At 59.5% G+C, this 22,550-nt stretch carries 20 protein-coding genes, 1 tRNA gene and 2 rRNA genes; 17 read left to right on the forward strand and 6 right to left on the reverse strand.

Features of this window, described 5'->3' with window-relative positions; all coding sequences use genetic code 11:
• Together VIH17_05355 and VIH17_05360 are read left to right on the forward strand one after the other, a co-directional pair.
• The coding region (locus VIH17_05355) for an ABC transporter permease (GenBank protein ID HEY4682662.1) at window positions 1-1,003 on the forward strand (1,003 nt) is incomplete at its 5' end.
• Between the two features lie 38 nt (window positions 1,004-1,041).
• Complete coding sequence (locus VIH17_05360; protein ID HEY4682663.1) at window positions 1,042-2,295, forward strand: ABC transporter permease; 1,254 nt, start codon at window positions 1,042-1,044, stop codon at window positions 2,293-2,295.
• A 120-nt stretch (window positions 2,296-2,415) separates the two neighbouring features.
• Here VIH17_05360 and VIH17_05365 read toward each other — a convergent pair.
• Window positions 2,416-2,489, reverse strand: a tRNA-Ala gene (locus tag VIH17_05365).
• 206 nt (window positions 2,490-2,695) lie between these two features.
• On the opposite strand from VIH17_05365, the gene VIH17_05370 reads away from it, so the two are divergent.
• Together VIH17_05370 and VIH17_05375 are read left to right on the forward strand one after the other, a co-directional pair.
• Window positions 2,696-3,985, forward strand: coding sequence for an amidohydrolase family protein (locus tag VIH17_05370; protein ID HEY4682664.1), 1,290 nt, complete (start codon window positions 2,696-2,698; stop codon window positions 3,983-3,985).
• A gap of 277 nt (window positions 3,986-4,262) precedes the next feature.
• On the forward strand, window positions 4,263-6,110 hold the full coding sequence (locus VIH17_05375; GenBank protein ID HEY4682665.1) for a M14 family metallopeptidase: 1,848 nt from the start codon (window positions 4,263-4,265) through the stop codon (window positions 6,108-6,110).
• A gap of 463 nt (window positions 6,111-6,573) precedes the next feature.
• Here the strand turns inward: VIH17_05375 and VIH17_05380 are convergent, their stop codons facing one another.
• Complete coding sequence (locus VIH17_05380) at window positions 6,574-7,293, reverse strand: DNA-3-methyladenine glycosylase (protein HEY4682666.1); 720 nt, start codon at window positions 7,291-7,293, stop codon at window positions 6,574-6,576.
• Between the two features lie 119 nt (window positions 7,294-7,412).
• On the opposite strand from VIH17_05380, the gene VIH17_05385 reads away from it, so the two are divergent.
• Complete coding sequence (locus VIH17_05385) at window positions 7,413-7,949, forward strand: hypothetical protein (GenBank protein HEY4682667.1); 537 nt, start codon at window positions 7,413-7,415, stop codon at window positions 7,947-7,949.
• A 118-nt stretch (window positions 7,950-8,067) separates the two neighbouring features.
• Here the strand turns inward: VIH17_05385 and VIH17_05390 are convergent, their stop codons facing one another.
• Window positions 8,068-8,262: a PGPGW domain-containing protein gene (locus VIH17_05390; GenBank protein ID HEY4682668.1), complete on the reverse strand. Its 195-nt coding sequence runs from the start codon at window positions 8,260-8,262 to the stop codon at window positions 8,068-8,070.
• A gap of 198 nt (window positions 8,263-8,460) precedes the next feature.
• On the opposite strand from VIH17_05390, the gene VIH17_05395 reads away from it, so the two are divergent.
• The 3 genes from VIH17_05395 to VIH17_05405 all read left to right on the forward strand — a co-directional run bounded on the left by VIH17_05395 (window position 8,461) and on the right by VIH17_05405 (window position 13,280).
• Window positions 8,461-9,186: a DJ-1/PfpI family protein gene (locus tag VIH17_05395; GenBank protein HEY4682669.1), complete on the forward strand. Its 726-nt coding sequence runs from the start codon at window positions 8,461-8,463 to the stop codon at window positions 9,184-9,186.
• Between the two features lie 323 nt (window positions 9,187-9,509).
• The gene (locus tag VIH17_05400) at window positions 9,510-12,347 is read left to right on the forward strand and encodes a prolyl oligopeptidase family serine peptidase (protein ID HEY4682670.1); all 2,838 of its coding nucleotides are present in this window, start codon (window positions 9,510-9,512) and stop codon (window positions 12,345-12,347) included.
• Between the two features lie 141 nt (window positions 12,348-12,488).
• Window positions 12,489-13,280 (forward strand): SDR family oxidoreductase, encoded by a 792-nt coding sequence (locus VIH17_05405; protein HEY4682671.1) that lies wholly within the window; start codon window positions 12,489-12,491, stop codon window positions 13,278-13,280.
• Window positions 13,281-13,516: 236 nt separating this feature from the next.
• On the opposite strand, the gene VIH17_05410 is transcribed toward VIH17_05405, so the two are convergent.
• Complete coding sequence (locus VIH17_05410; GenBank protein HEY4682672.1) at window positions 13,517-13,942, reverse strand: hypothetical protein; 426 nt, start codon at window positions 13,940-13,942, stop codon at window positions 13,517-13,519.
• 765 nt (window positions 13,943-14,707) lie between these two features.
• Here VIH17_05410 and VIH17_05415 point away from each other — a divergent pair.
• The 9 genes from VIH17_05415 (at window position 14,708) to VIH17_05455 (ending at window position 21,115) form a co-directional block, all read left to right on the forward strand.
• Window positions 14,708-17,797 (forward strand): 23S ribosomal RNA (locus tag VIH17_05415).
• A 182-nt stretch (window positions 17,798-17,979) separates the two neighbouring features.
• Window positions 17,980-18,096: ribosomal RNA gene (rrf, locus tag VIH17_05420) — 5S ribosomal RNA — on the forward strand.
• An 81-nt stretch (window positions 18,097-18,177) separates the two neighbouring features.
• Window positions 18,178-18,393 (forward strand): type II toxin-antitoxin system HicB family antitoxin, encoded by a 216-nt coding sequence (locus VIH17_05425; GenBank protein HEY4682673.1) that lies wholly within the window; start codon window positions 18,178-18,180, stop codon window positions 18,391-18,393.
• Entirely contained in the window at window positions 18,390-18,617 is a 228-nt protein-coding gene (locus VIH17_05430) for a type II toxin-antitoxin system HicA family toxin (GenBank protein HEY4682674.1), read from the forward strand. Before VIH17_05425 ends, VIH17_05430 begins: the two co-directional genes overlap by 4 nt.
• Before the next feature lie 24 nt (window positions 18,618-18,641).
• The gene (locus VIH17_05435; GenBank protein HEY4682675.1) at window positions 18,642-18,851 is read left to right on the forward strand and encodes a type II toxin-antitoxin system HicB family antitoxin; all 210 of its coding nucleotides are present in this window, start codon (window positions 18,642-18,644) and stop codon (window positions 18,849-18,851) included.
• Between the two features lie 756 nt (window positions 18,852-19,607).
• On the forward strand, window positions 19,608-19,943 hold the full coding sequence (locus tag VIH17_05440) for a hypothetical protein (GenBank protein ID HEY4682676.1): 336 nt from the start codon (window positions 19,608-19,610) through the stop codon (window positions 19,941-19,943).
• A gap of 181 nt (window positions 19,944-20,124) precedes the next feature.
• Entirely contained in the window at window positions 20,125-20,493 is a 369-nt protein-coding gene (locus VIH17_05445; protein ID HEY4682677.1) for a retroviral-like aspartic protease family protein, read from the forward strand.
• A gap of 164 nt (window positions 20,494-20,657) precedes the next feature.
• Window positions 20,658-20,888, forward strand: coding sequence for a type II toxin-antitoxin system HicB family antitoxin (locus VIH17_05450; protein HEY4682678.1), 231 nt, complete (start codon window positions 20,658-20,660; stop codon window positions 20,886-20,888).
• On the forward strand, window positions 20,885-21,115 hold the full coding sequence (locus VIH17_05455; GenBank protein HEY4682679.1) for a type II toxin-antitoxin system HicA family toxin: 231 nt from the start codon (window positions 20,885-20,887) through the stop codon (window positions 21,113-21,115). Before VIH17_05450 ends, VIH17_05455 begins: the two co-directional genes overlap by 4 nt.
• 12 nt (window positions 21,116-21,127) lie before the next feature.
• On the opposite strand, the gene VIH17_05460 is transcribed toward VIH17_05455, so the two are convergent.
• Both VIH17_05460 and VIH17_05465 read right to left on the reverse strand, forming a co-directional pair.
• A complete protein-coding gene (locus tag VIH17_05460) occupies window positions 21,128-21,532 on the reverse strand; it encodes a DUF1801 domain-containing protein (protein HEY4682680.1) in 405 nt (134 codons plus the stop codon).
• Between the two features lie 232 nt (window positions 21,533-21,764).
• Window positions 21,765-22,523, reverse strand: a complete 759-nt coding sequence (locus VIH17_05465) for a methyltransferase domain-containing protein (protein ID HEY4682681.1) — start codon at window positions 22,521-22,523, stop codon at window positions 21,765-21,767.
• Between the last annotated feature and the right edge of the window lie 27 nt (window positions 22,524-22,550).

The raw sequence follows: 22,550 nt of genomic DNA on the forward strand, positions 1-22,550 counted from the left end.
CGTAGATGCTGATTTTGCTGCCGTGCGCGACTCCTGCCCCGATTGCCGGCACGTGGTGCCGGAGCTGGGCAATCCGGCAAACGTGCGCAGCGATTTCAACTCCGGCCGGTTCAACGTGACTGGTTCCCACCCTGTTTTTCAGGAGATCCGCACCATCAAGCTCGCCGAGGGACGCTTCTATAACACCGAAGACCTAGCCGAGGGCCGCCGGGTGGCCATCCTCGGCGACGAAGTCCGGCGGCAACTGTTTGGCACCCGGCCGGCGCTCGACGCGACCCTCCGCGTGGGCGACTTTCCCTATCAAGTGATCGGCCTGGTCGAAAAAAAGGATCAGGATTCCAACTACGACGGCCCGGACAACAGCAAGATCTTTGTTCCGTTCAGCGCGGTGCGGCGCGACTTCCCCGACCCGCCGCCGGGCACGCATTACACGGTGGACCGGCTGATCGTGACACCCAAATCCTACGAGCAGCATGAGGCGTGCGAGTGGCAAGTGCGCTCGGGCCTGGCGCGGATGCACAACTTTGATCCTCACGACAAGGAGGCGGTTCCGATCTGGGACACGGTGAAAGAGGCCAAGCTCTTTGCCCAGTTGACCGACGGGATGAAGTATTTCCTGGGGGCGGTGGGAGTGACCACGCTTTTTTTGGGCGGTATCGGCGTAATGAACATCATGCTGGTGGCGGTGCGGGAGCGGACGCAGGAGATCGGACTGCGCAAATCGCTCGGCGCCACCCGGCACAACATCCTGGTCCAGTTTTTTTCTGAGGCGTTGTTGCTCGTCGGGCTGAGCGGCGGGGCGGGGATCGGGGTGGCGCTGGTGATTTGCCGGCTGGTCAACTTGATTCCGATGCCGCAGTATTTTGCCGGCTTGCTGGTCACGCCCACGGCGCTGGTCGGTTCAGCGGCGGCGCTGGCGCTGGTCGGAATCGGTTCGGGCCTCTATCCGGCGTGGAAAGCGTCGCTGCTGACGCCGGTGGAGGCGCTTCGCTTTGAAGCCTAACGAGGGAGAGAGGTAGCGCTCCCTTCAGGGTGAACCCTATGTTTCTCGACATTCTCAAGCAGGCGTGGGAGGCATTGCGGCATCACACGGTGCGCTCGGTTCTGACCACGCTCGGCATCATCTGGGGCATCGTGGCGGTGACGATCCTGATTGCCTACGGCGATGGCTTTCGTTTTGCCATCGTGCGCGCCTTTGAGGCCTTTGGCCGGAGCGCGGTCATCTGCTGGCCCGGGCAGACATCGGAGCAGGCCGGCGGGCAGCGCGCCGGGCGGCCCATCCGGTTTCAGATTGAAGACGTGAAGGCCATCGAGGAGCAGTGCACGCTGGTCAAGGCGGTGAGCCCGGAACTTTTTCGACGCACCGAGGCAAGACGCGGCGACCGCACCCATTCCATCGGCGTCCGCGGCGTCTATCCCGTCTATTCCGAAATGCGCAACGAGGTGCCGAGCGAAGGCCGCTTTTTCTCGAGCGAAGACATGCTGCAACATCGCCGGGTGGTTGTTCTGGGCGAGGAGATCAAAACCAGGCTGTTTGGCTCTTCCTCCGCCGTCGGCCAGACGATTGCCATTAACGGCGTGCGCTTCCTCGTCATCGGCACCATGGAAAAAAAGATTCAGTTTTCCAACTATTTCACCTCCGATGACAACTGCGGCTTCATCCCCTTCACCACGGCCGGGGATATCTGGAACGCGAAATACCTGAGTGTAATCGTCTTCATGCCGGTTGCCCCCTCGATGGAGCCGGCGGCGATGGAGCAGGTGCGGGCGGCGGTGGCCAAGCGGCAAGGCTTTCAGCCGGGAGATAAGATGGCCATGCGCATGTTCGGCCGCGAGCAATTTCGGCCGGTGATTGACGGCATCACCATCGGGATAGAGTTTCTGCTGACGTTCATCGGCATCCTCACCCTGAGCATCGGCAGCGTGGGCGTGATGAACATCATGCTCGTTTCGGTCTCTGAGCGCACCCGCGAAATCGGGATTCGCCGGGCTATGGGCGCCACCCGGCGGCAGATCCTCACGCAATTTCTCTGGGAAGCCCTGGTGCTGACGGTTGGGGGCGGCATAATCGGCATGGCGCTTTCCTTCGCCGTTGCCGGAGCCATCGACTCGCTTCCTTTTCTGGGCCCGATGTATGAGGACGCTTCGGGTAAGGGCGACATCCATTTGCGCATCTCGGCGGCCACCCTCCTCCTCTCGAGCGGCATCTTGATCGTCATCGGCCTATTGAGCGGACTTTTCCCCGCCGTCCGGGCTGCCAGGCTCGACCCGGTAGAGGCTTTGCGGTACGAGTGATCTGGAAAATAGAAGTCAGAATTAAGAAATCAGAGGAGAAGAAATAGGTTTGTCGAGCGTTTCTTGGTTGCGATTTTTGAATTTCGGTTTTCGAGTTTCGCTTTCTCTAATGGTGGGGTTTGGTGGACGCGACGGGAATCGAACCCGTAATCCTGGCTTGCAAAGCCAGTGTTATCCCGTTTAACTACGCGCCCGGCGCCGAGCGCCACCCAGCGAAGGTCAATCGAGTCTTCCTGCCGACTCGTACCTGCTTGCTATGGCGTTGACCTGTTCCAATTTAGCATAGCCACCAAGGTCGGTCAAAAATGATGGAGAAACCGGCTGATAGCAGACATCCGAATCACGGCTGCTTTGGTGTTAGAATCGCGCCCTGTTCAGCCAAACCAATTCAGGAGGCAGTATGCGCCGCCAGCCTGTCTTCGCCGGTTGCTTGTTCTTGCTGGCCGCCCTGGCCTGGGCCGAGGAACCACCGCGGCTCTATGTCCAGGCCGGAAGAGTTCTCGACGTGGGCTCGGGTCGGGTGCTGACCGACCAGATGATTGTGATTCGTGGAGAGCGCATCGAGCAGGTTGCGTCGGCTAGCCAGGTCAGGCTGCCGTCGGGCGCCACCGTTGTTGATCTCAGCCGCGCCACCGTCCTGCCCGGCCTGATTGATGCCCACGATCACCTCACCAGTGACCATCGCTTCCACGGCTACCGCGCCCTGGGGATTTCCGTGCCGCGCGAGACCCTCTATGGCGTGCTCAACGCCCGTCGCACGCTCCTGGCCGGCTTCACGACCGTGCGCAACGTCGGCGCCGACGGTTACTCGGACGTGGCTTTGCGCGACGCCATCAATGACGGCGAGATTTTGGGCCCGCGGATGCTGGTGTCGGGGCCAGCGCTGGGGATCACCGGGGGCCATTGCGACGAGAACCTGCTGCCTGCCGAGTACCACCACCGCGCCGCCGGCGTCGCCGACGGTCCCTGGGCGGTGCGCGCCAAGGTGCGCGAGGTGATCAAGTACGGCGCTGATCTGATCAAGTTCTGCGCCACCGGCGGTGTCCTCTCCAAGGGCGACCTGCCCGGCACGCAGCAGTACACGCTGGAAGAGATGCAGGCACTGGTGGACGAAGCCCACACGCTGGGCCGGAGGGTGGCCGCCCACGCCCACGGCGCCGCCGGCATCAAGGCCGCCATCCGCGCCGGCGTGGACTCGATCGAGCACGCCAGCCTGATCGACGACGAGGGCATCCGTCTGGCCCGCGAGCGCGGCACCTACCTGGTGGTGAATCTTTACACCTCCGTTTTCATCCTGGAAAAGGGCGCGGAGGTGGGGATCCTGCCCGAGTCTATCGAAAAGTCGCGCCAGATGGCGCAGCTGCGGCCGGCGAACTTTGCCCGAGCCCACCAGGCCGGCGCCCGCATCGTCTTCGGTACCGATGCCGGAGTCTTTCTCCACGGCGATAATGCCAAGCAGTTCGCCTATATGGTGCGCCACGGCATGTCGCCGCTCGAAGCCATCCAGGCTGCCACCCTCCACGCCGCCGAGCTGCTCGGCTGGGCCGACCGCGTGGGGGCGCTGGAGCCGGGCAAGTTCGCCGATTTGATCGCCGTCGCGGGAGATCCGCTGGCCGACGTCACATTGCTCGAGCGAGTCGGCTTTGTGATGAAAGGCGGCGCCGTGGTCCGGAACGACCTGGGCCGCTAAAGGCTCCATCCAAGGGCGTATTCTTCAGAGCACGCCTCTTGCCGGAGGCTTTGACGTCTGGCGCCAGCGCGGCTTCCCTCTCTCCCGAAGCCTCGGGACGCGCAACCCTCCGGGATAGTCCGCGCTCACCTTCCCCTGGTTTGGGGTGCGCCAATCCTTGCGAAGCAAGGGTGGCGTCCGAACACTCTTTTATCCCATTGCCCCATCCGCTTCGCAGTAGAATAGCCTCTTTGTTCTTCCTGGGATTCCTCCGTTTCTGATTCGACAGGAGGTTTTCATGCACCGCCGGCAGCTTTTGCGGCTCCTTTCTGGATGGGTCCTTCTCCGGCTCGCTCTGCCCATCGGCGGCACCGCCGGCCAAAAGGGCGCACCGGGAGAATGGCTTACCAGGGCCGAGCGCACCGAGTTTCGCGAGACGGCGCGCTATGACGAGACGATGGACTATTGCCGGCGGCTCGAAAAAGCTTCGCCGTGGATTCGGCTCACCTCGTTTGGCAAGAGCGGCGAAGGGAGAGAGCTTCCGCTGGTCATCGCTTCGAAAGAGCAGGCGTTCGATCCGGCGGCGGCCGCCAAGAGCGGCAAGGCCGTCGTCCTGGTCCAAAACGGCATCCATGCGGGGGAAATAGACGGCAAGGACGCGAGCCTGATGCTGCTGCGCGAGACGGTCATCACCAAGCAGTTTGCCTCGCTGCTCGACCACGCGATTCTGCTGGTCATCCCCATCTACAATGTGGACGGGCACGAGCGCTTCGGCGCCTGGAACCGCATCAACCAGAATGGCCCGGCCGAGCAGGGTTGGCGGGTGACGGCGAGGAATCTGAACCTCAACCGCGACTACATGAAAGCCGATGCCCCGGAAACTCGCGCCTGGCTCAAGCTCTTCTCCGCCTGGCGGCCCGACCTGTTTATCGACAGCCATGTGACCGACGGCGCTGACTTCCAATACGACGTGACTTATCTGGTCGAAAACCAGATCAATGCGGCGGCTTCGGCGACGCGCTGGGCGACCGAACACCTCGTCCAGCGCGTGATTCCCGCCCTCGAGCGGGCGGGTCATCTTGCCGCCCCTTTCATCTTCTTGCGCGATGACCGAGACCCGAGCAAGGGCCTGCAGGGCGGCCTGGGCGGGCCGCGCTTTTCCACCGGTTATGCAGCGCTTCAAAACCGCGTGGCGTTTCTGATTGAGACCCACATGCTCAAGGATTATCGCACGCGGGTCCTGGCGACCTATGACCTCCTGCGGCTGATCCTCGAGGAAGTGAACCGCGACCCGGAGTCGTTGCGCCAGGCGGTTCGGCAGGGAGATGAAGAAACCGTAGCGGCCGGGCGTGGGCCGGGTCCCGCCGCTGGCCGGCTTCTCTTCCCGCTGCGTTTCCGGGTGGGGGAAACGAGCACGCCGGTATTGTTCAAAGGCGTGAAATACCGCCGGGAATTGAGCGAAGTCTCGGGCGGGGTGCGGATCGTCTATGAAAACGCGCCGATGGAAATCACCCTCCCTCGCTACGAAGAGATTCAGGTTGAGAAGTCGGTGGCGCAGCCGCTCGGCTATTTGATCCCGCCGGGCTGGGCCCATGTGATCGAAGTCCTTGCCGCCCACGGGCTCGAACTGGAACGGCTCAAAGAGCCGTTGAGCGCTGAGTTCGAGTCTTACCGCTTCCGCGACGTCAAGTGGCAGGAGAAACCCTTCGAGGGCCGGCATCCGGTGACGTTCCAGGCGGAAGCCATCCGGGAGAAGCGAACCTATGCGCCCGGTTCCGTCCTGGTGCGACTCGACCAGCCGGCAGCCAAGATTGCCATCTATCTTCTGGAGCCGGAAACAGGCGAAGGATTTGTTTCCTGGGGCTTTTTCGATCCGATCTTTGAGCAGAAGGAGTACGCGGAAGAGTATGTCCTGGAGAAACTCGCCCGGGAGATGCTGGCGGGTGACCCGCAACTCAAAAAAGAATTTGAGGACAGGCTCGAGACCGATAAGGAATTTGCCGGCGATGCTCGCCGAAGGCTCGAATTTTTCTACGAGCGCTCTCCCTGGTGGGACAGGCGGATCAACGTTTACCCCGTCGCCCGCGTCACCACCGAGCTGAGAGTTGCCACCGGGCCTTACGATGACTCCTCAGCCCCCCGATAGGGCCCCTGGCACCAATCGAAGCCCGGAACGCTCATCTCCGCCCGAATACCCACGCCAAGCCTCCAATCCCCTGAAAACCAAAGTTTGGTACGAAAGTGCTGTTGACTTCGCTCGACCGCCGGAAAGAATTGGGTTGGATGCGGCGAATTTGTGCATCTTCTGTTGGGCAGGCCGCATCTCAAAAAACTGAGAGGAGCAAGACGATGCTGGGGCTGGCACATGTCGCACAAATCGTTGGGATCTTTCTCGGTACAGCGCTGGCCTTTGCGGCGGGTCTCCTGTCCGTTCTCTACCTGGGAACTCGGCAGGTGGGACGCCCTGAGCTTCGACTTCGGCCGGCCGCCCGCCGCGTTCGGAAAGATTGGGTTGCGAAGCAGGGCATCCCCCGTTCGTAACCCCTGGTATCGAAGCCTGAGATCTGCAACCTGAGATATCCGCCGATATCCATGCCAGGTTTCAGATCTCAGCCTTCAAACAAGAGCCGAGGAATCGTGGCTTGCCCGGTCACCGGTCGCTGATCACCGGGCACTGGTCGCTGATCACTGGTCACTATCATATCTACCTTCTTGTTGAGGCTCTGCCAGAGATACCAGGTGCCAATCGAGCGAAACGGTCGCCATGCCTCGCCAATCCGCCGGATCGTCCGGGCAGCCGGCAGCGAGCGGAAGCCGTAGGCCTCTTGCACCCCCTTTTGTAATCCGAGGTCATCCACCGGGAGGACGTCGAGCCGCTTCAGACAAAAAATAAGAAACATCTCGGCTGTCCACCGGCCGATCCCCTTCACCCGGGTAAGCTGCTCGATCACCTCTTCGTCGGGCAGGCGGGAAATCGTCTTGAGGTCGAGGGCGCCGCTTGAAACTTTACGGGCGAGATCGAGCAAGTAGCGCCGCTTCTGGCGGGATAGGCCGGCGGAACGCAGCCGCATGGGATGTGTCCGAGCAAGCGCTGCGGCCCGTGGAAATCGCCTGCCGGCGTAAAGCGCGCAGAGGCGCTTATAGATCGAAGCAGCGGCCGCGCCCGTGACCTGCTGATAAAGAATGGACTCAGCCAGCGCGTGGAAGCGTTGCCGGCGATAGGCGATGCGACACGGCCCTACCTTTGCGATAATGGGGGCGAGCACCGGGTCGGCGCCGCGCAAAAATTCGACCGCTTTACTCAGCTCTGGATCGAGTGGGCGGTTCATGCCGGACTCTCGTTCCGAAAGGGGAAGAGAATAACATCTTACCGGAGGGTTGACTTTCCCTTTCTTGCTAACTCTTTCGCTCGCCACCGCGTCTAAGGGGCAAGAGGGAGGAGGTGGATATGCCGCTCGAGAGGCCGTTTTACGCTTTGGCGCTCTTCGTCCTGGGCATCCTTTTCCTGGTCGGCCAATCCTATTCGGCGCAGGGGCAGGAGCCGCGCGAGCCCGGATCGGGCGAGAAAGTCCGCCCAGAACCAGGCCACCATTATTCCCAGAGAGCCTGTGACGGGCGAGCGTGGCTGGACGAACTTCGCCGGCAACTTGAGCGGGCGCGGCTCGAGATGCAGTCGCGGATCAAGGAAGCGAGAGCGGCGCTCGAGGAAAGCAAGGCGGCTCTCCGCCAGGCCATCGCCCGGGAACTCGAAGCCTCGAATGGCGCCATCCGCCGGGCGCAGGAGGAATTGCGCCAGCAGGCCGCGGAGATTTCTGCTGCCCGGGAACAACTCTGCCAGCGGATGCCCGCCATCCGGCAGGCTCAGGAAGAAGTTCGCAAGCAAATGCCGGAGATTCGCCGCCAGCTCCAGCAGCAGCAAGAACAGCTCAAGCGCGAGATGGAGCGCCTCAAGGAAGACCTTCGCCGCAGCAGAGACACGATTTAGTTCCTTCCGATTTCTCCCCTCGTGATCGCGCGCAGCTCCCTGGCACTTCAACCTGAGTGGAACTTGGGAATCAGGGCTTTCCCCTTTTCTCTTTTCTGTTTTCTATTTTCTATGGGGATTAGCTCTGGGGTTTCCGCGGATCGTCGCCGGCCCGCCGGGGCGGGCGCAGCCGCTCGAGCAACCTTCTTGCCCATGTAAACTTGGTGCTCAAGAGAATGAGGCCCGGGATGAGAAACACCCAACCTGGCATGATGGGAAGAATCAACCCGAGCAGGCCCAGCACAACCAGAATAATCCCGACGACGATGCGCATGCGATAAGCATAAGGTGTCTTGAAACAAATTGCACCTGTGAAAACGCGGCTTTGCGGTTCTTTGTGCTCATCGGAGAGCATCATGGGCTAGAATGAATGACTTGTACGTTTTTTCGCATGATTCTCCGTTCATTTCGGAGTTCCGTTTTTCGATTTTCGTTTTTCGAGTTTCGAATTTCGAAACTTGCGGAGGCGAACTTGAAGCCGAGAAGTGTGGTCATGGTGTTGGCTTGGCTCTGCTGGTGGCCCGGAAGTTTCGTTTTGCCCGCCCAGGTGCCGAAACCGGCGCCGCGACCGTTGCGGGTGGGAATCTTGATCTACGACGGGGTATTCAACACGGAGTTCGTGGCGCCGCTCGACGTTTTCCAGCACGCCGAAGCCCGCACGAAGAAGGTGGAAGTCTTCACCGTGGCCCCGCATCTTGGATCCGTGCTGACGGCGGAAGGGCTTAAGGTCATCCCGCACCGCACCTTTGCTGACGCGCCGAACGTGGACATCCTGGTGGTGCCGAGCGGAAAACACTACGAAAAAGACATGCAGGACCCCGCCCTGATCGCCTGGATCCGCGAACGATCCGCTAAGGCCAGGATCGTCCATGCGAATTGCTGGGGCGCATTTCTGCTGGGCGCGGCTCGCATTCTGGACGGCCGGTGGGCCACCACTTTTCCGGCCGATACCGGCCGGCTTCAGAAAAATTTTCCCCGAGCGATCGTAAAGGCGGACGCCAAGCTGGTGGATGACCCGGGCCAATCGGGCCAGCCCAGGCTGATTACCTCAGCCGGCGGAGTGGTGAGTTATGATGCCGCGCTCTACATTGTGGAGGAGCTTTGGGGGCGTGAGTTGGCTGAGGGCATTGCCAGCGGTCTGGTTTTCGACCGAGCGAGTGCCAAGCCGCCTCTGATACGAATGCTGCGAAAGCCATAGAATCTTTTTTCTTGACCTGGAAGGACCGTCGGACGGTATTCATGTCATGCTGAACGAAGTGAAGCATCTGGGCGTGAGATTCTTCGGTCGCCGCGGCGACCTCAGAATGACACGCGTGAGGGAGCTTTGACCGGAAAGTGAGATAGGGCTAACATCAGCTCGGCCATGAACTCGACGGTGCATGGCTCGTCTTAAGCGCCGCTATGCGGTTTGCCTGCCCCGATTTTCTCGGGACGAGCATCGCCCACCCGAGCGTTTGCTCTCGGGGAAGAACTCCCAACATATGCCCTGGAAGATGGTTGAGTGCCGTTGAGGAGGAAAGAATGAGAAAGCTGGTGGTTATCGCGGTCGCATTCCTGTTTTTTGCTATTTTGGTTGCTGGTATGGGCACGGCGTGGGGACAGTCCGCGATCCAGCCCGGCACGGCGTCCGGCGCGGTCCCGGCCGCCGAAAAGGACAAGAAGTGGACGGTGGACGACGTCATCCTGACCGAACGAGCCGATCAATTTCGCATTTCGCCTGACAGCAAATGGGCGGTCTGGGTCAAGCTCACACCCGACGCCGACAAAGACGGGATGGTCTCGAACCTGTTTCTCTCGAGCTTGACCGAGAAAAAAGAAATTCAACTGACGCGCGGGACAGACAGGAATTCCAGCCCGAAGTGGTCCCCGGACGGCCAGCTCGTCGCCTTCATCAGCAATCGCCCACTGCCCAAGCCCAAGGAGGGCCAGCCCGCCCCGGAACCTTCGCCCACGCAACTCTGGCTGATGAATCCTTTTGGGGGAGAGCCCTGGCCTCTGACGAGGTCGGAGCGCAGTGTCAAGGATTTTGATTGGATGGATGCCGGGACCATCCTGATGGCGGCGGAAGAGGACCCGAGCCTCTATGAACGCAGCATCAAAGAGAAGAAAGACGCCTCGCGGGTGGTGGAAGACGCTCCGCACACGCCGCCCGTGCGCTTGTTCAAGATCAACGTGAAGACGCAAGAGGTTGCGCGGGTGACGAGCAACAACGATTGGGTGCAGAGCCTGGCGGTTTCCCCCGACGGCAAGCGAGTTGTGACCGTGCATGCCCGCAGCTTGAGCTACCAGTTCGACGAAAAAGTAAAGCCAGTGACCTTCCTTTATGACGTGGCAACCGGCCAGGGAAAGCAACTCTTTGCTGACGGCAAAATTCTCCCGTTCGGGATTCGCTGGACGTTCGACAGCCGGGTTTTCTACGCTATTTCTCGCTATTCCACCCATCCCCTTTATCGCCAGGCAACGGTCAACCAGCTTTACTACTACGACGTGGCTGACGACAAGGCGGTCAAGGTGGACCTGGGGTGGGAGAACGAGCTCGGTTTCGACTACGAGATCACCAACGATGGCTTCATCGCGTTGCTGGCCGCCGGCAGCCGGTTCAAGCCGGCTCGCTACACGCGCACCGGTGATACGTGGCACCGCGCCTGGATCGAAGGCGAGCACGCCCCGGTAGAATCGGGGCACGCCAACAATATCTTCAGCATGGTGCTGGGCAAAGACAGCCAAACGCTCGTCTATAACACCAGCACGGCCAGCCGCCCCGAACAGTGGTACCGGGCGACGCTCCAAGCGGCCACACTCCTCAAGCCGGTGCAACTCACCGCATTGAATCCGGGCTTAGAGAAAAAGACGGTGGCCAGGGCGGAGGTCATCCGCTGGAAAGGCGCGTTGGATGAAGAGGTGGAGGGAATCCTCTATTATCCTCACGAGTACGAGCCTGGAAAAAAATACCCGCTGGCGCTCATCATTCATGGCGGCCCGACCGGGTTCGACATGGATACCTGGGACGAAAATTGGGCCTCGCCCACCAATTTGCTCAACCAGCGCGGCGCTTTTGTGCTCAAGCCGAATTATCACGGCAGCGGAAATTACGGCCTGAAGTGGGCCGAGTCGATCGGTGAGGGAAAGTACTACGATCTGGAAGTTCCCGATATTGAGAAGGGCGTGGACGCTTTGATCGCTCGCGGCCTGGTCGATCCCGACCGGCTGGGAACGATGGGTTGGAGCAACGGCGCCATCCTGACGATCGCCCTGACGGTGAACAGCACGCGCTACAAGGCAGCTTCCGCCGGCGCCGGCGATGTCGAGTGGTTCAGCGATTGGGGCAATGTGGATTTTGGCGCGGCCTTCGACAATTACTATTTCGGAAAGGCCCCGATTGACGATCCCGAGCTTTACATTCGCAAATCTCCCGTCTTCAAGATGAAAAACGTGCGCACCCCGACCATCATCTTTTTCGGCACGGAAGACCGCAACGTCCCCACCAGCCAGGGCTGGACCCACTTCCGCACCCTCCAGCAACTCGGGCAGACGGACGTGCGCTTCATCCTTTTCCCGGGCGAAGCCCACGGCCCGCGCAAGCTCACCCATCAGCGACGCAAGGTGGAAGAGGAGCTGGCCTGGTTTGACAAATACCTTTTCCAAACAATCACGGCGAAAAACGAAGCCTTCAAAGAGGATTCTCCGTTGGGGGCGGCATTGAAGCGACAGAAGATCAAGAAGGTCGGGTTGAACTACGGCGTCCTCGAAAAGAAAATGCTGATTCCCGAGGTCGTCAAATACGAAGGCCTCGAGCTGGGCCGCTTTGAGGTAACCCGGGCGCAGTATGCCGCTTTCGACAAGACCTACCAGTTTAACCCCGGCACAGAGAACTTCCCCGCGAGCGGCATGTCGTTCGAAAGCGCCAAAGCTTATTGCGCCTGGCTCGGCAAACTCACCGGGCAGACCTACCGGCTGGGGGCGGAAGAGGAGATGCGGGCGGTCTATCGGGCCGCCCACCCGCCTGCCGGAAGGGCAGGATCGGGTGAGAACACACTCGACTACTGGGCGGGCTACGCCCTCAATCCGGATGATTCCGCGCGGTTCCAACAAAAGGTCAAAGAATTACCCGGCGCCACGCCGCTGTTGAAGGAGGTTGGCAGCTTCAAAGGCGTGGGCGGTGATGACCTGGTATTCGACCTCGGTGGTAATGTGGCGGAATGGGTGATCCCGCAGAGCGGGACGGGAACGGCCAAAGCCATGGGCGGCAGCGCCGATCAGCCGGCGGACGCGAAGGCGGCAGCGACGGTGCCCGATCCGGCTAACATCGGTTTTCGGGTGGTTCGGGGCGAGGCGAAGCCGGCGGAGAAGAGGCCGTAGCTCGGCGATCTCTGCGCCTCGGCGGTGAGATCTTCTCTTTCCCAAACCCCTCCCCCTCGACTACAATCTGCGCTTTCCTTGCCAATGACCACGATCCCGCTTCACGGATCACTGGTCGCGAATCACCAGCTTGGAGCCACTATGTTTGAAGGCAAAATCCTGCGCGATCGCGTCGCTATCATCACCGGCGGCGGCACCGGACTGGGCCGCGCCTTTGCCCTGCGCTTTTCCGAGTTGGGCGCAAAAATCGCCATCGCCAGCCGTAACCCGGAACATCTCGAGCCGACACGCGCCGAGATCGTCAGGCAGGGGGGCACCGCCCTGGCCATTCCGACCGACGTGCGTGTCCCGGAGCAAGTGGACGCCATGGTCGAGCAGGCGGTGAAGGCATTCGGCCGTGTGGACATCCTGGTGAACAACGCCGCCGGAAATTTCATCTGCAAAGCCGAGAAACTTTCGCCCAACGGCTGGCGGGCGGTGGTGGATATTGTCCTGAACGGCTCCTTTTTCTGTTCGCGGGCCGTCGGGCAAAAAATGATCGCGCAAAAGTATGGAAAAATTTTGAACATCGTGACCACGTATTGGGCGACCGGGAATCCAGGAACGATCCACTCCGCCGCAGCCAAGGCCGGCGTCGTGGCCATGACCAAAACGCTGGCCGCCGAGTGGGGCCGCCACAACATCCGAGTGAACGCCGTCGCGCCGGGACCTTTCCCCACGGAAGGCGCCGCCTCGCGGCTTTTCGTCACAAAAGAAGACATCGAGCGCATGGTGAAGGGTATCCCCGCCGGACGCCTCGGCGACCCGCGGGAGCTCGCCAACCTCGCCGCCTTCCTCGTCTCCGACTATGCCGACTACATCAACGGCGAAGTGGTAACCATCGACGGCGGCGCAAGCGTGAATTTCCCGATGTTTGATTGGGAGAAAGACTAAGAGCCCGGTTCCTCCCGTGTTGAGAATGGCTGCAAGGCCGCTTTTGGCACGCTCCTAAGCGAGACGAAATCTTGATTCAGTCCACGCCAATCCTTCCGCTGTGCCGAAAGGGAATGAGGGTATCAGGTCTTTAAGATTTTGTTTCTGGGCCGATCTGAAGTCCTCCGGTAGAAGTCCTCGGGAGAAATCAGATCAAGGACCTGATACGCTAAGATGCGCTTCCTGCTTTGCCCAGATTATTCCTCTTTGTACGCCCACGCCCCGGCTAGCGTGGCCACGACGAGGACCACCAGGTAAGTCAGCTGGTCTTTGGCGAGCAACCCTGTCGGGAGCTTCGTCCAAGAGCCCCAAGCGATTGTTGGGAGTAGGCCGCCTACGATCCAGTAAGCGAAGCCAGCGATCACCGCCGTTTTGGGACCGGGACTGAAGCGAGGCCGAACGGCAGCATACAGCCAAACAGCAGTGATTCCCATAACGAAGTTCCAAACAATCCACAACACGTAAAAGCTTCCCGCTTCCTGAATTGGCATACCTGCTGCCTTCATCGCAGCAGTCCAGGCTTTCCCGAGGAAGAGGAACCAACTCCCGAACCCGAGCACATTCGCAACAACTCCTGCGACCAGTCCGCCGAGAAACACGCGTCCCCAGTTAATCTTTCCCATGATGTCCTCCTGCACCACATCAGGCGCTCAAGAGATGTTTTCCGAGAGGATCGTTAGTGGGCAGCCTAGAGAAGGCAGGAAGCGAAGTCAAGCCTAAATAATCTGGTACCGCGTCTGTGAAGCGCGTTCCAAAAACCTTTTCGTTCACGCCCCTGCAAGGCGTTCATTCTTCGATTTGTCCAAGAGGGCCTTCTTGGGGTTTCGAAAAACATGGGCTTTTGGCCAGGCTTAATGAGACATTAGGCGCGTCACAAAAACCTGTGACTTGAAACGACACTCCTGGAGACCTTTCGAGAACAGACCTGCGGCGCGGCTCCTGGTGGGGGAGGGCCACAGGAGAGGGGGCGGGGAACGTGGCTGGTCAAGGGTGACCTAGGCGGCTGGGAGCCGGCTTTGCTGCAACCTGGTGCATCCCCCTTGCAAAAGAGAGTTATGGGAAATTGTGGCCAAAGGGTATTGACGAACCTGGGAAAAGAGCTATAATGAGTGGTTGGTTAGAAGCTCGGAGGAATGACTACGGATACCTCCTGAAAATGCTAAGCTCTCGGTCGTAGGTTCCCGTGAGGGGACGAACCGACCCGGCGCTTAGCGCCGGGTTTTTTGTTCTTTGACAACTGAATCAGGCTGGCAATGTCCCGCCCATTTTTTGGTGGCGGGATAACCGCAAGTTCTCAAATCATCACGAGAAGAAAATATTCGTGATGGGAGCGACCTTCTTGCCGGGGTCGTGTCCCTATCAATCGGGACGCACTCGGTAAGTTTTATGGTCAAGCTACTAAGGGCGTGCGGGGGATGCCTTGGCGCCAACAGACGACGAAGGACGGGGCAAGCTCCGATAAGCCTCGGGGAGCCGCAAGCAGGCTTTGATCCGGGGATCTCCGAATGGGGAAACCCGTGCCGATAAACTCGGCACACGGCCCGCTGAATCCATAGGCGGGCGCGAGTCAACCCAGGGAAGTGAACCATCTCAGTACCTGGAGGAAAAGACATCAACCGAGATTCCGGGAGTAGCGGCGAGCGAAACCGGAAGAGCCTAAACCCAGCGTTGCACGCGGCGCATAGCCGCGCGCACGGTGCAAAGTGAAGCGATGCTGTGCATCGCGTGCAACGCTGGGGGTTGTAGGGCCCACGTGAGTAGAGTTACCAATCCGGCTGTTAGCCGAATTCCGCTGGAAAGCGGAGCCATAGAAGGTGATAGCCCTGTAAGCAAAAACGGACCGGACTCGAAGTGGGTACCTGAGTACCGCGGGACACGAGAAATCCTGCGGGAATCTGGGGGGACCATCCTCCAAGGCTAAATACTCGTTGGCGACCGATAGTGAACCAGTACCGCGAGGGAAAGGTGAAAAGCACCCCTGCGAGGGGAGTGAAAGAGAACCTGAAACCGCATGCCTACAAGCAGTGGAAGGTTTCTGGGGGCTTCGGCTTCCAGAACTGACCGCGTGCCTCTTGCTTAATGAGCCGGCTAGTTATTGTCACGGGCGAGGTTAAGCGAAAGCGAGCCGTAGCGAAAGCGAGTCCGAACAGGGCGCATAGTCCGTGGTAATAGACGCGAAGCGGGATGATCTACCCTTGGCCAGGCTGAAAGCCGGGTAATACCGGCTGGAGGGCCGAACCGTTGTTAGTTGAAAATAGCTCGGATGAGCTGAGGGTAGGGGTGAAAGGCTAATCAAATTCCGTAATGGCTCGTTCTCCCCGAAATAGCTTTAGGGCTAGCCTTGCGCGATCTGCGGCGGTGGTAGAGCACTGGATGGACTAGGGGCCTTCCAAGGTTGCCGAATCCAACCAAACTCCGAATGCCGCCGACAGCAGCGCGGGAGTCAGACGGTGGGGGCTAAGCTTCATCGTCAAAAGGGAAACAGCCCAGACCGCCAGCTAAGGTCCCTAACTGCAGGCTAAGTGGGAAAGGACGTGGAGTTGCCGAGACAGCCAGGAGGTTGGCTTAGAAGCAGCCATCCTTTAAAGAAAGCGTAACAGCTCACTGGTCAAGCGACTTTGCATCGATAATCCAACGGGGCTCAAGCCTGCGACCGAAGCTGCGGAATTCCGTGACCTGTGATCCGTGTCTCGCGACCCGTGAAGTCAAGTCTCCACGGGCCACGGGGCACCGGTCACGGGCCACGGATTTGGTAGGGGAGCATTCTGTGGAGTCCGAAGGCAGACCGAGAGGCCTGCTCAACGCCACGGAAGAGACTCTGCCGGCATAAGTAGCGATAAAGGAAGTGGGAACCTTCCTCGCCGTAAGTCTAAGGTTTCCTGAGAAAGGTTAATCCGCTCAGGGTTAGGCGGTTCCTAAGGTGAGGCCGAAAGGCGTAGCCGATGGACAGACGGTCAATATTCCGTCCCTATTCGAGGGGCGTTATCACGATGCGGGGACACAGAAGGATAGCGGAGACTGCTGATGGATGCAGTTCGGCAGCCGTAAGGAGGATCCGGCAGGCAAATCCACCGGGTCGTTACCTCTGAGGGTTGACGCCATCCGCGCAAGCGGAACAAAGTCCGTGATTCCACGCTGTCAGGAAAAGCCGCTAAGGAGTCCCTGGAATATCCGTACCTCAAACCGACACAGGTAGACGAGGAGAATATCCAAAGGCGCTCGAGAGAACACTAGCTCAGGAACTAGGCAAATTAACCCCGTAACTTCGGAAAAAGGGGTGCCCGATCGCCCGCAAGGGAGATTGGGCCGCAGAGAAGTGCGTCTAGCGACTGTTTAACAAAAACACAGGTCTCCGCAAAGTCACAAAAACGACGTATGGGGGCTGATGCCTGCCCGGTGCCGGAAGGTTAAAGAAAGGGGTCATCCTGCCGCAAGGCGGGAAAAGCCCTGAACTGAAGCCCCGGTGAACGGCGGCCGTAACTATAACGGTCCTAAGGTAGCGAAATTCCTTGTCGGGTAAGTTCCGACCTGCACGAATGGCATAACGACTGGACGACTGTCTTGGCTAGTGGCTCGGCGAACTTGTGGTACCGGTGAAGACGCCGGTTGCCCGCACCTAGACGGAAAGACCCCGTGCACCTTTACTGCACCCTGGCCATGAGTTATGGGTCGGTTTGCGTAGGATAGGTGGGAGACTTTGATTCCCGGGTTTTGGCTCGGGAGGAGTCAACGGTGAAATACCACCCTGATCGTTCTGTGGCTCTAACCTACTCCCTTTAGCAGGGAGGGGGACACGGCCAGGCGGGTAGTTTGACTGGGGCGGTCGCCTCCCAAACTGTAACGGAGGCGCCCTAAGTTCGGCTCAGACTGGTTGGCAATCAGTCGCAGAGTGTAAGAGCATAAGCCGGACTGACTGCGAGACTCACAAGTCGAGCAGAGACGAAAGTCGGGTCTAGTGATCCGGTGGTTCTGCATGGAAGGGCCATCGCTCAACGGATAAAAGGTACGCCGGGGATAACAGGCTGATCACCGCCAAGAGTTCACATCGACGCGGTGGTTTGGCACCTCGATGTCGGCTCATCGCATCCTGGGGCTGTAGAAGGTCCCAAGGGTTGGGCTGTTCGCCCATTAAAGCGGTACGTGAGCTGGGTTCAGAACGTCGCGAGACAGTTCGGTCCCTATCTGGTGTGGGCGTAGGAGATTTGAGGGGGCCTGCCCTTAGTACGAGAGGACCGGGGTGGACGAACCTCTTGTGATCGAGCTGTTCCGCCAGGGGCATCGCTCGGTAGCGAAGTTCGGTTGGGATAACCGCTGAAAGCATATAAGCGGGAAACCCTCCCCAAGATAAGATCTCCCAATCCTCCGAGCAATCGGGGGGTAAGAAGGCCACAGGAAGACCACCTGTTTGATAGGCGGGAGGTGGAAGCGCAGTAATGCGTGCAGCTTACCCGTACTAATCGGCCGTTCGGCTTGACCATAAAACTTTCCCAGTGCGTCGTGATGGGAGAATTTGCGGCGCTAGCCTGATTCAGTCCCGTCCCCAAGACTCGGGACGGGGGCGAAACTCGAAGATCGAAATTCGAAAATCGGTCGCGAGGCTCCAGGATCGAATTCCGAGTGCGGTTTTCGCTTTTCGAATTTCGGTTTTCTGTTTTCAGTTTCCGGCGATCATACCGCGGGGGCCACACCCGTTCCCATCCCGAACACGGAAGTTAAGCCCCGCAGGGCCGATGTTACTGCGCTGGCAACGGCGTGGGAAAGTAGGTCGTCGCCGGGTTAAAATGAAACGCCCTGGTCTGCAGACCAGGGCGTTTTTGTTTTCCGCCGTGGTAAACTCGGGGCTTGCGGGGGGTCGAACTTGAAACCCCAGAGGGAATTCACCGTGGTCATCGAACGCGACGAAGAAGGCTGGTGCGTCGCTCATGTCCTCGCACTGCCCGGATGCCACACCCAGGCGAAAACCCTGGACACCCTGATGGGGCGAACGCGCGAAGTGATTAAGTTATGTCTCGAAGCCGAGGGTCAAAAGGCCAACTCGCTTGAACTGGTGGGCATCCGGCGAGTCAGCGTATGACGCGACTGGACAAGATTCTGGAACAAATCCTCCGCGGTAACGCTGATGCCAACATCTCATTCACCGGAATGCGACAACTACTGGGAAGACTGGGCTTTGAAGAGCGGATTCGCGGCAGCCATCACATTTTCACGAAAGATGGAGTTGCTGAGATCCTCAACCTGCAGCGCAAGGGCTCCAAGTGCAAACCCTATCAGTCAAGCAGGTCCGGCATGTTATCCTGAATTACAGGTTAGCAGGAGAACTCGATGCTTAAGTACGAGGTCATTATCTACTGGAGTAAGGAAGACCAGGCATTTATCGCCGAGGTTCCAGAGCTGGCCGGATGTGCCGCCGACGGCAAGACGTATCGAGAAGCGCTGCACAACGTGGAAATAATCATCCAGGAATGGATGGCCACGGCCAGAGAACTGGGCCGCCCCATCCCCAAGCCTAAAGGTCGCTTGGTGTTTGCCTGATTTCTTCTCGACCTGCGGTGCTGATGGTCCTGCGCGGGTAACAGCGCGGCAAAGTAGGTCGTTGAAGGGTTAAAACAAAACGGCGGGTTTAATGCCCGCCGTTTTTGTTTTGCCCGAGATGGCTTGTTTTGCCACTTTTCTTGATAGGTCGGAGGACTATCCTGTAGTAATCTTCCGTCCTGGGAGACGGTCGTGGCACCTACCACCCGATTCTGGCTGGCGGTCGGGACTCCTGAAAACTGGTATACCGCATTCGACTATGGGTACATCTGGGGCCTGAAAGCTTCTCAACGGCGTTATTGGGAAGCGCTGGCCGAGAGTAACGACATCGTTTTTTTCTATGCTACGACTCCTGTTGCGGGGGTGGTCGGGTGCGGGATTGTCCGAACCAGACTCCATCAGAACAGTCCTCTCTGGCCCGAGGAGCGAGCTCGAAATGAGGTTATCTGGCCCCTGCGTTTCGAGTTTGATGTCTTGAAGTCTTTCCCGCCAGAATCGTGGCAGAAGCAGAAAATCGTTCTGGCGGAGCTAAAGGCTCGGGCACGCTCAGGCTTTCAATCCCTGGAAGGGGACATCGCCCAAGAGTTGTTGCGCGCACTCCCCAGCGGGGCACCACGAGAGCTACTAGTGGCAACCCCCGTTGGTCTCCGAGCGAGGCTACCCGGAATTACAACAGGAGAAGTTCCCGCAGCAGCAGCTGATCCACACGGCCACACACAATGGCTGCTCGCCGAAATCGGACGATTCCAGAGATATGTGGCTGACACAGAGTACCCACTGGAAATCCGGCGGCTCGATGTCGTCTGGCGTCGCGTTCAGCGCTCCGTCCCAAGCTTCGTCTTTGAGGTGCAAATCAGCGGAAATCTGGTGGAGGCAATGGGCAAGCTCAAGCAGGCATTCGACCTCTGGAACAGCAACATCTTTCTAGTAGGAAAGGAAGAACACCACGCACCAACAAATCAGTTGCTCGGAGGAACTTTTCACGAGATTCAACACCGTTTGCGTTTTGTCGAACTGGCACAGGTGGAAGACCTCTACCAACGCAAGCGCGCCTATCGCGAACTCGAGAGCCAACTGGGGATTCTGGCCTAGCACCGCTAGCGCAGCCAGAGGATTTTCACCTCGCGCTCGACCGGGCGGAAATCGCTCTTGGCCAAGCCATCGAGTCAACCAATTTGACAACGAGAGCGCTAGAAGCCAAGGACCTTTCGAAGGAGCCGACACGTCCTCCTGGCGGTCTGTGCTAGAATGAAAAAAGAGGACAAGGTAGGAAATGGGTCTCACCTACATCGAGGCGACCGTTGCCAACCCGGCGGCGCCACGGCGGGCGACAAAAGTGAAATTCTTCGTGGACTCGGGCGGCGCCTATTCGGTGGTGCCAAAAGCGGTGCTCGCCAGGTTGGGAATCAAATCTCATTCCCGCCGCAGCTTCATTCTGGCTGATGGCACCAAGATCACGCGTCAAATGGGCGATGCCCAATTCACCCTGAACGGACACAAGGCCGCGTCGCCAGTCATCTTCGGGGAAAAGGGCGACAGTGTGCTCCTGGGAATGGTTTCCCTCGAAGCCCTGGGATTCATCCTCGATCCCATCAAGCGCGAGCTGCGGCCCCTGCCCATGGTTTTATCCTTCGAACGATAGGCTTGCCTCCCGCTCCACGACTCACCCGGCGCTGAGTTTGTAGGCGGCGCGCACCAGTTTCTTGATTGCGCCGGCGCGGATATGGCCGGCGTTGCGGATCTTGACGTGGCGCATGCCCTTGACGGAGCCTTGCAGCAGAGAAGCCTCTGCGATAGCATCAGGGTATGGCAACTTTGGATTTTAAGGTCTTTCTCGAGCGCGACGAAGAATACGGCGGCTACGTTGTGGTTTGCCCCTCCATTCCCGGTTGCTACTCGCAGGGTCGCACGGTCGAGGAGGCGCTGGCAAACATTCGCGAGGCCATCGAACTCTGCCTTGAAGAAATGGAAAGCAAGGGCGACCAGATCCCTGACCCCACAAACTTTCTAGTGGGAAGCGTCATCGTCACGCGATGAGTCCCAAGCTTCCCGTCGTTTCAGGCGACGAACTGATCCGAACCCTCGAAAAGTTTGGTTACGTGGCGGTGCGCCAGAAAGGCAGCCACGTCCGCCTGCGTCACCAGAGCGACCCCAGCCGCACGCCACTTTCAGTACCCTTACACAGTACGGTGGCACCAGGCTTGTTACGACGCATCCTTCGCGACGCGCAGATCACCGTTGAGCAGTTGCTAGAAGTGCTTTAGGCGCAACCTTATCTAAGAAGCACTCAGCTTGTACGCTGCGCGCACCAGTTTCTTGATTGCGCCGGCGCGGATATGGCCGGCGTTGCGGATCTTGACGTGGCGCATGCCCTTGCCGGTGCCTTCGAGCAGGCCGTCCGGATCGGGCAGCCCGGCGCCCTGGTGGAAATACAAATTGACGCTATCCTTGAGCGGCCCGATGCCGCAGAACATTTTTGACATCTTTGTCGCCGTTCCCGGGGCACTTTTCTCGCGCGAATACATAATCACACGCCAGCCCATGTAAACCCGCTCGGTGACCCCGGGCGCGACCCCGTGCACCAGCCGCCGCAAGGCCATCGTCCACTTGGGCACTTCCGGCGAGCGTCCCTTGAGCAGGTCTTCCACAGTGCCCACGGAAGCCTTGCTTTTTCGAGTCATCGGGCGTGCACCTCCTGAGCTTCAGAGATTCGGTTCTTCCCTGTGTAGGGTTAGCTCACATCCTACCATCGCTCCATCCCATTCGACGCGGCCCCCATGGCGATGTCATCCTGAACCCCGATGGAATCGGGGTGAAGGATCTCAACCGCAGATGGTTCGGCTGCCCTCACCACAAGGATTCCTCGCTGCGATCAGAATGGCAAGCAAAGAGATGAGACCATTGCGGCAGCAGCTACGCGAGTCTTTCCGCGAGCACGATCTGCGTCCGGCCGAGGAGGAGCGCCAGCGAGCTGAACTGCTTGCGGATTTCCTTGTTGGCTTCTCGTTGGCGCGGGTCGGGCTCCCGCCGCATGGTCGTGAGCGTGAACAGGCGCATCAGCGGGTAGAGCCAAAGCCAGGCAAGCGAACTGCGCCGGTAGAAATCCGTCCCCACGTATCGGATGCGGAAGCCGCTGCGGTGGAGTAGGTAGCGCAACTGGTAGAAAGGCAGCGGGTGGATGTGGCCGTGGAAGGGCAGGCTGTGGAACTCGTTCAGCGGCTCGCGCACCAGGGAGTAAAAGCCGGTGAACAGAAATTTCACCCGCGAGGCAAGCCCGGCAATGTTGGGCGTCGTGATCAAGATCTTTCCCCCCGGGCGCAGCACGCGGGCGCACTCGCGCATGAAGTCGAACTGATTCTCGAGATGTTCGATGGATTCGAGACAGGTCACGTAATCGAACGACCCGCTCGCAAAGGGAAGTTCCCGGCTGATGTCCGCCCGGCAAAAGCGGACGCCGGCGGCGTGGAACTTCTGCGGATCGACGTCACACGCGACCACGCCGAAGCCGAGCGATTGCAAGCGGAGCGACATCCCGCCCTCGCCGGCCGCGCACTCCAGCAGCCGCCCGCGAGGCAGTTTGGACATCAGGCCAACGACGCGGTCGTGCGTGCGCGGGTGAGCGTAAGGGCGGAGTTGGCGGTAATCATCGGTCACCCAACGAGGCGCATCCATCGGAATCCGCCCCAAGCGGTTCACTTG

It is taken from the genome of Candidatus Acidiferrales bacterium, from assembly GCA_036514995.1.
In the GTDB taxonomy this organism is placed as follows: Bacteria; Acidobacteriota; Terriglobia; order Acidiferrales; family DATBWB01; genus DATBWB01.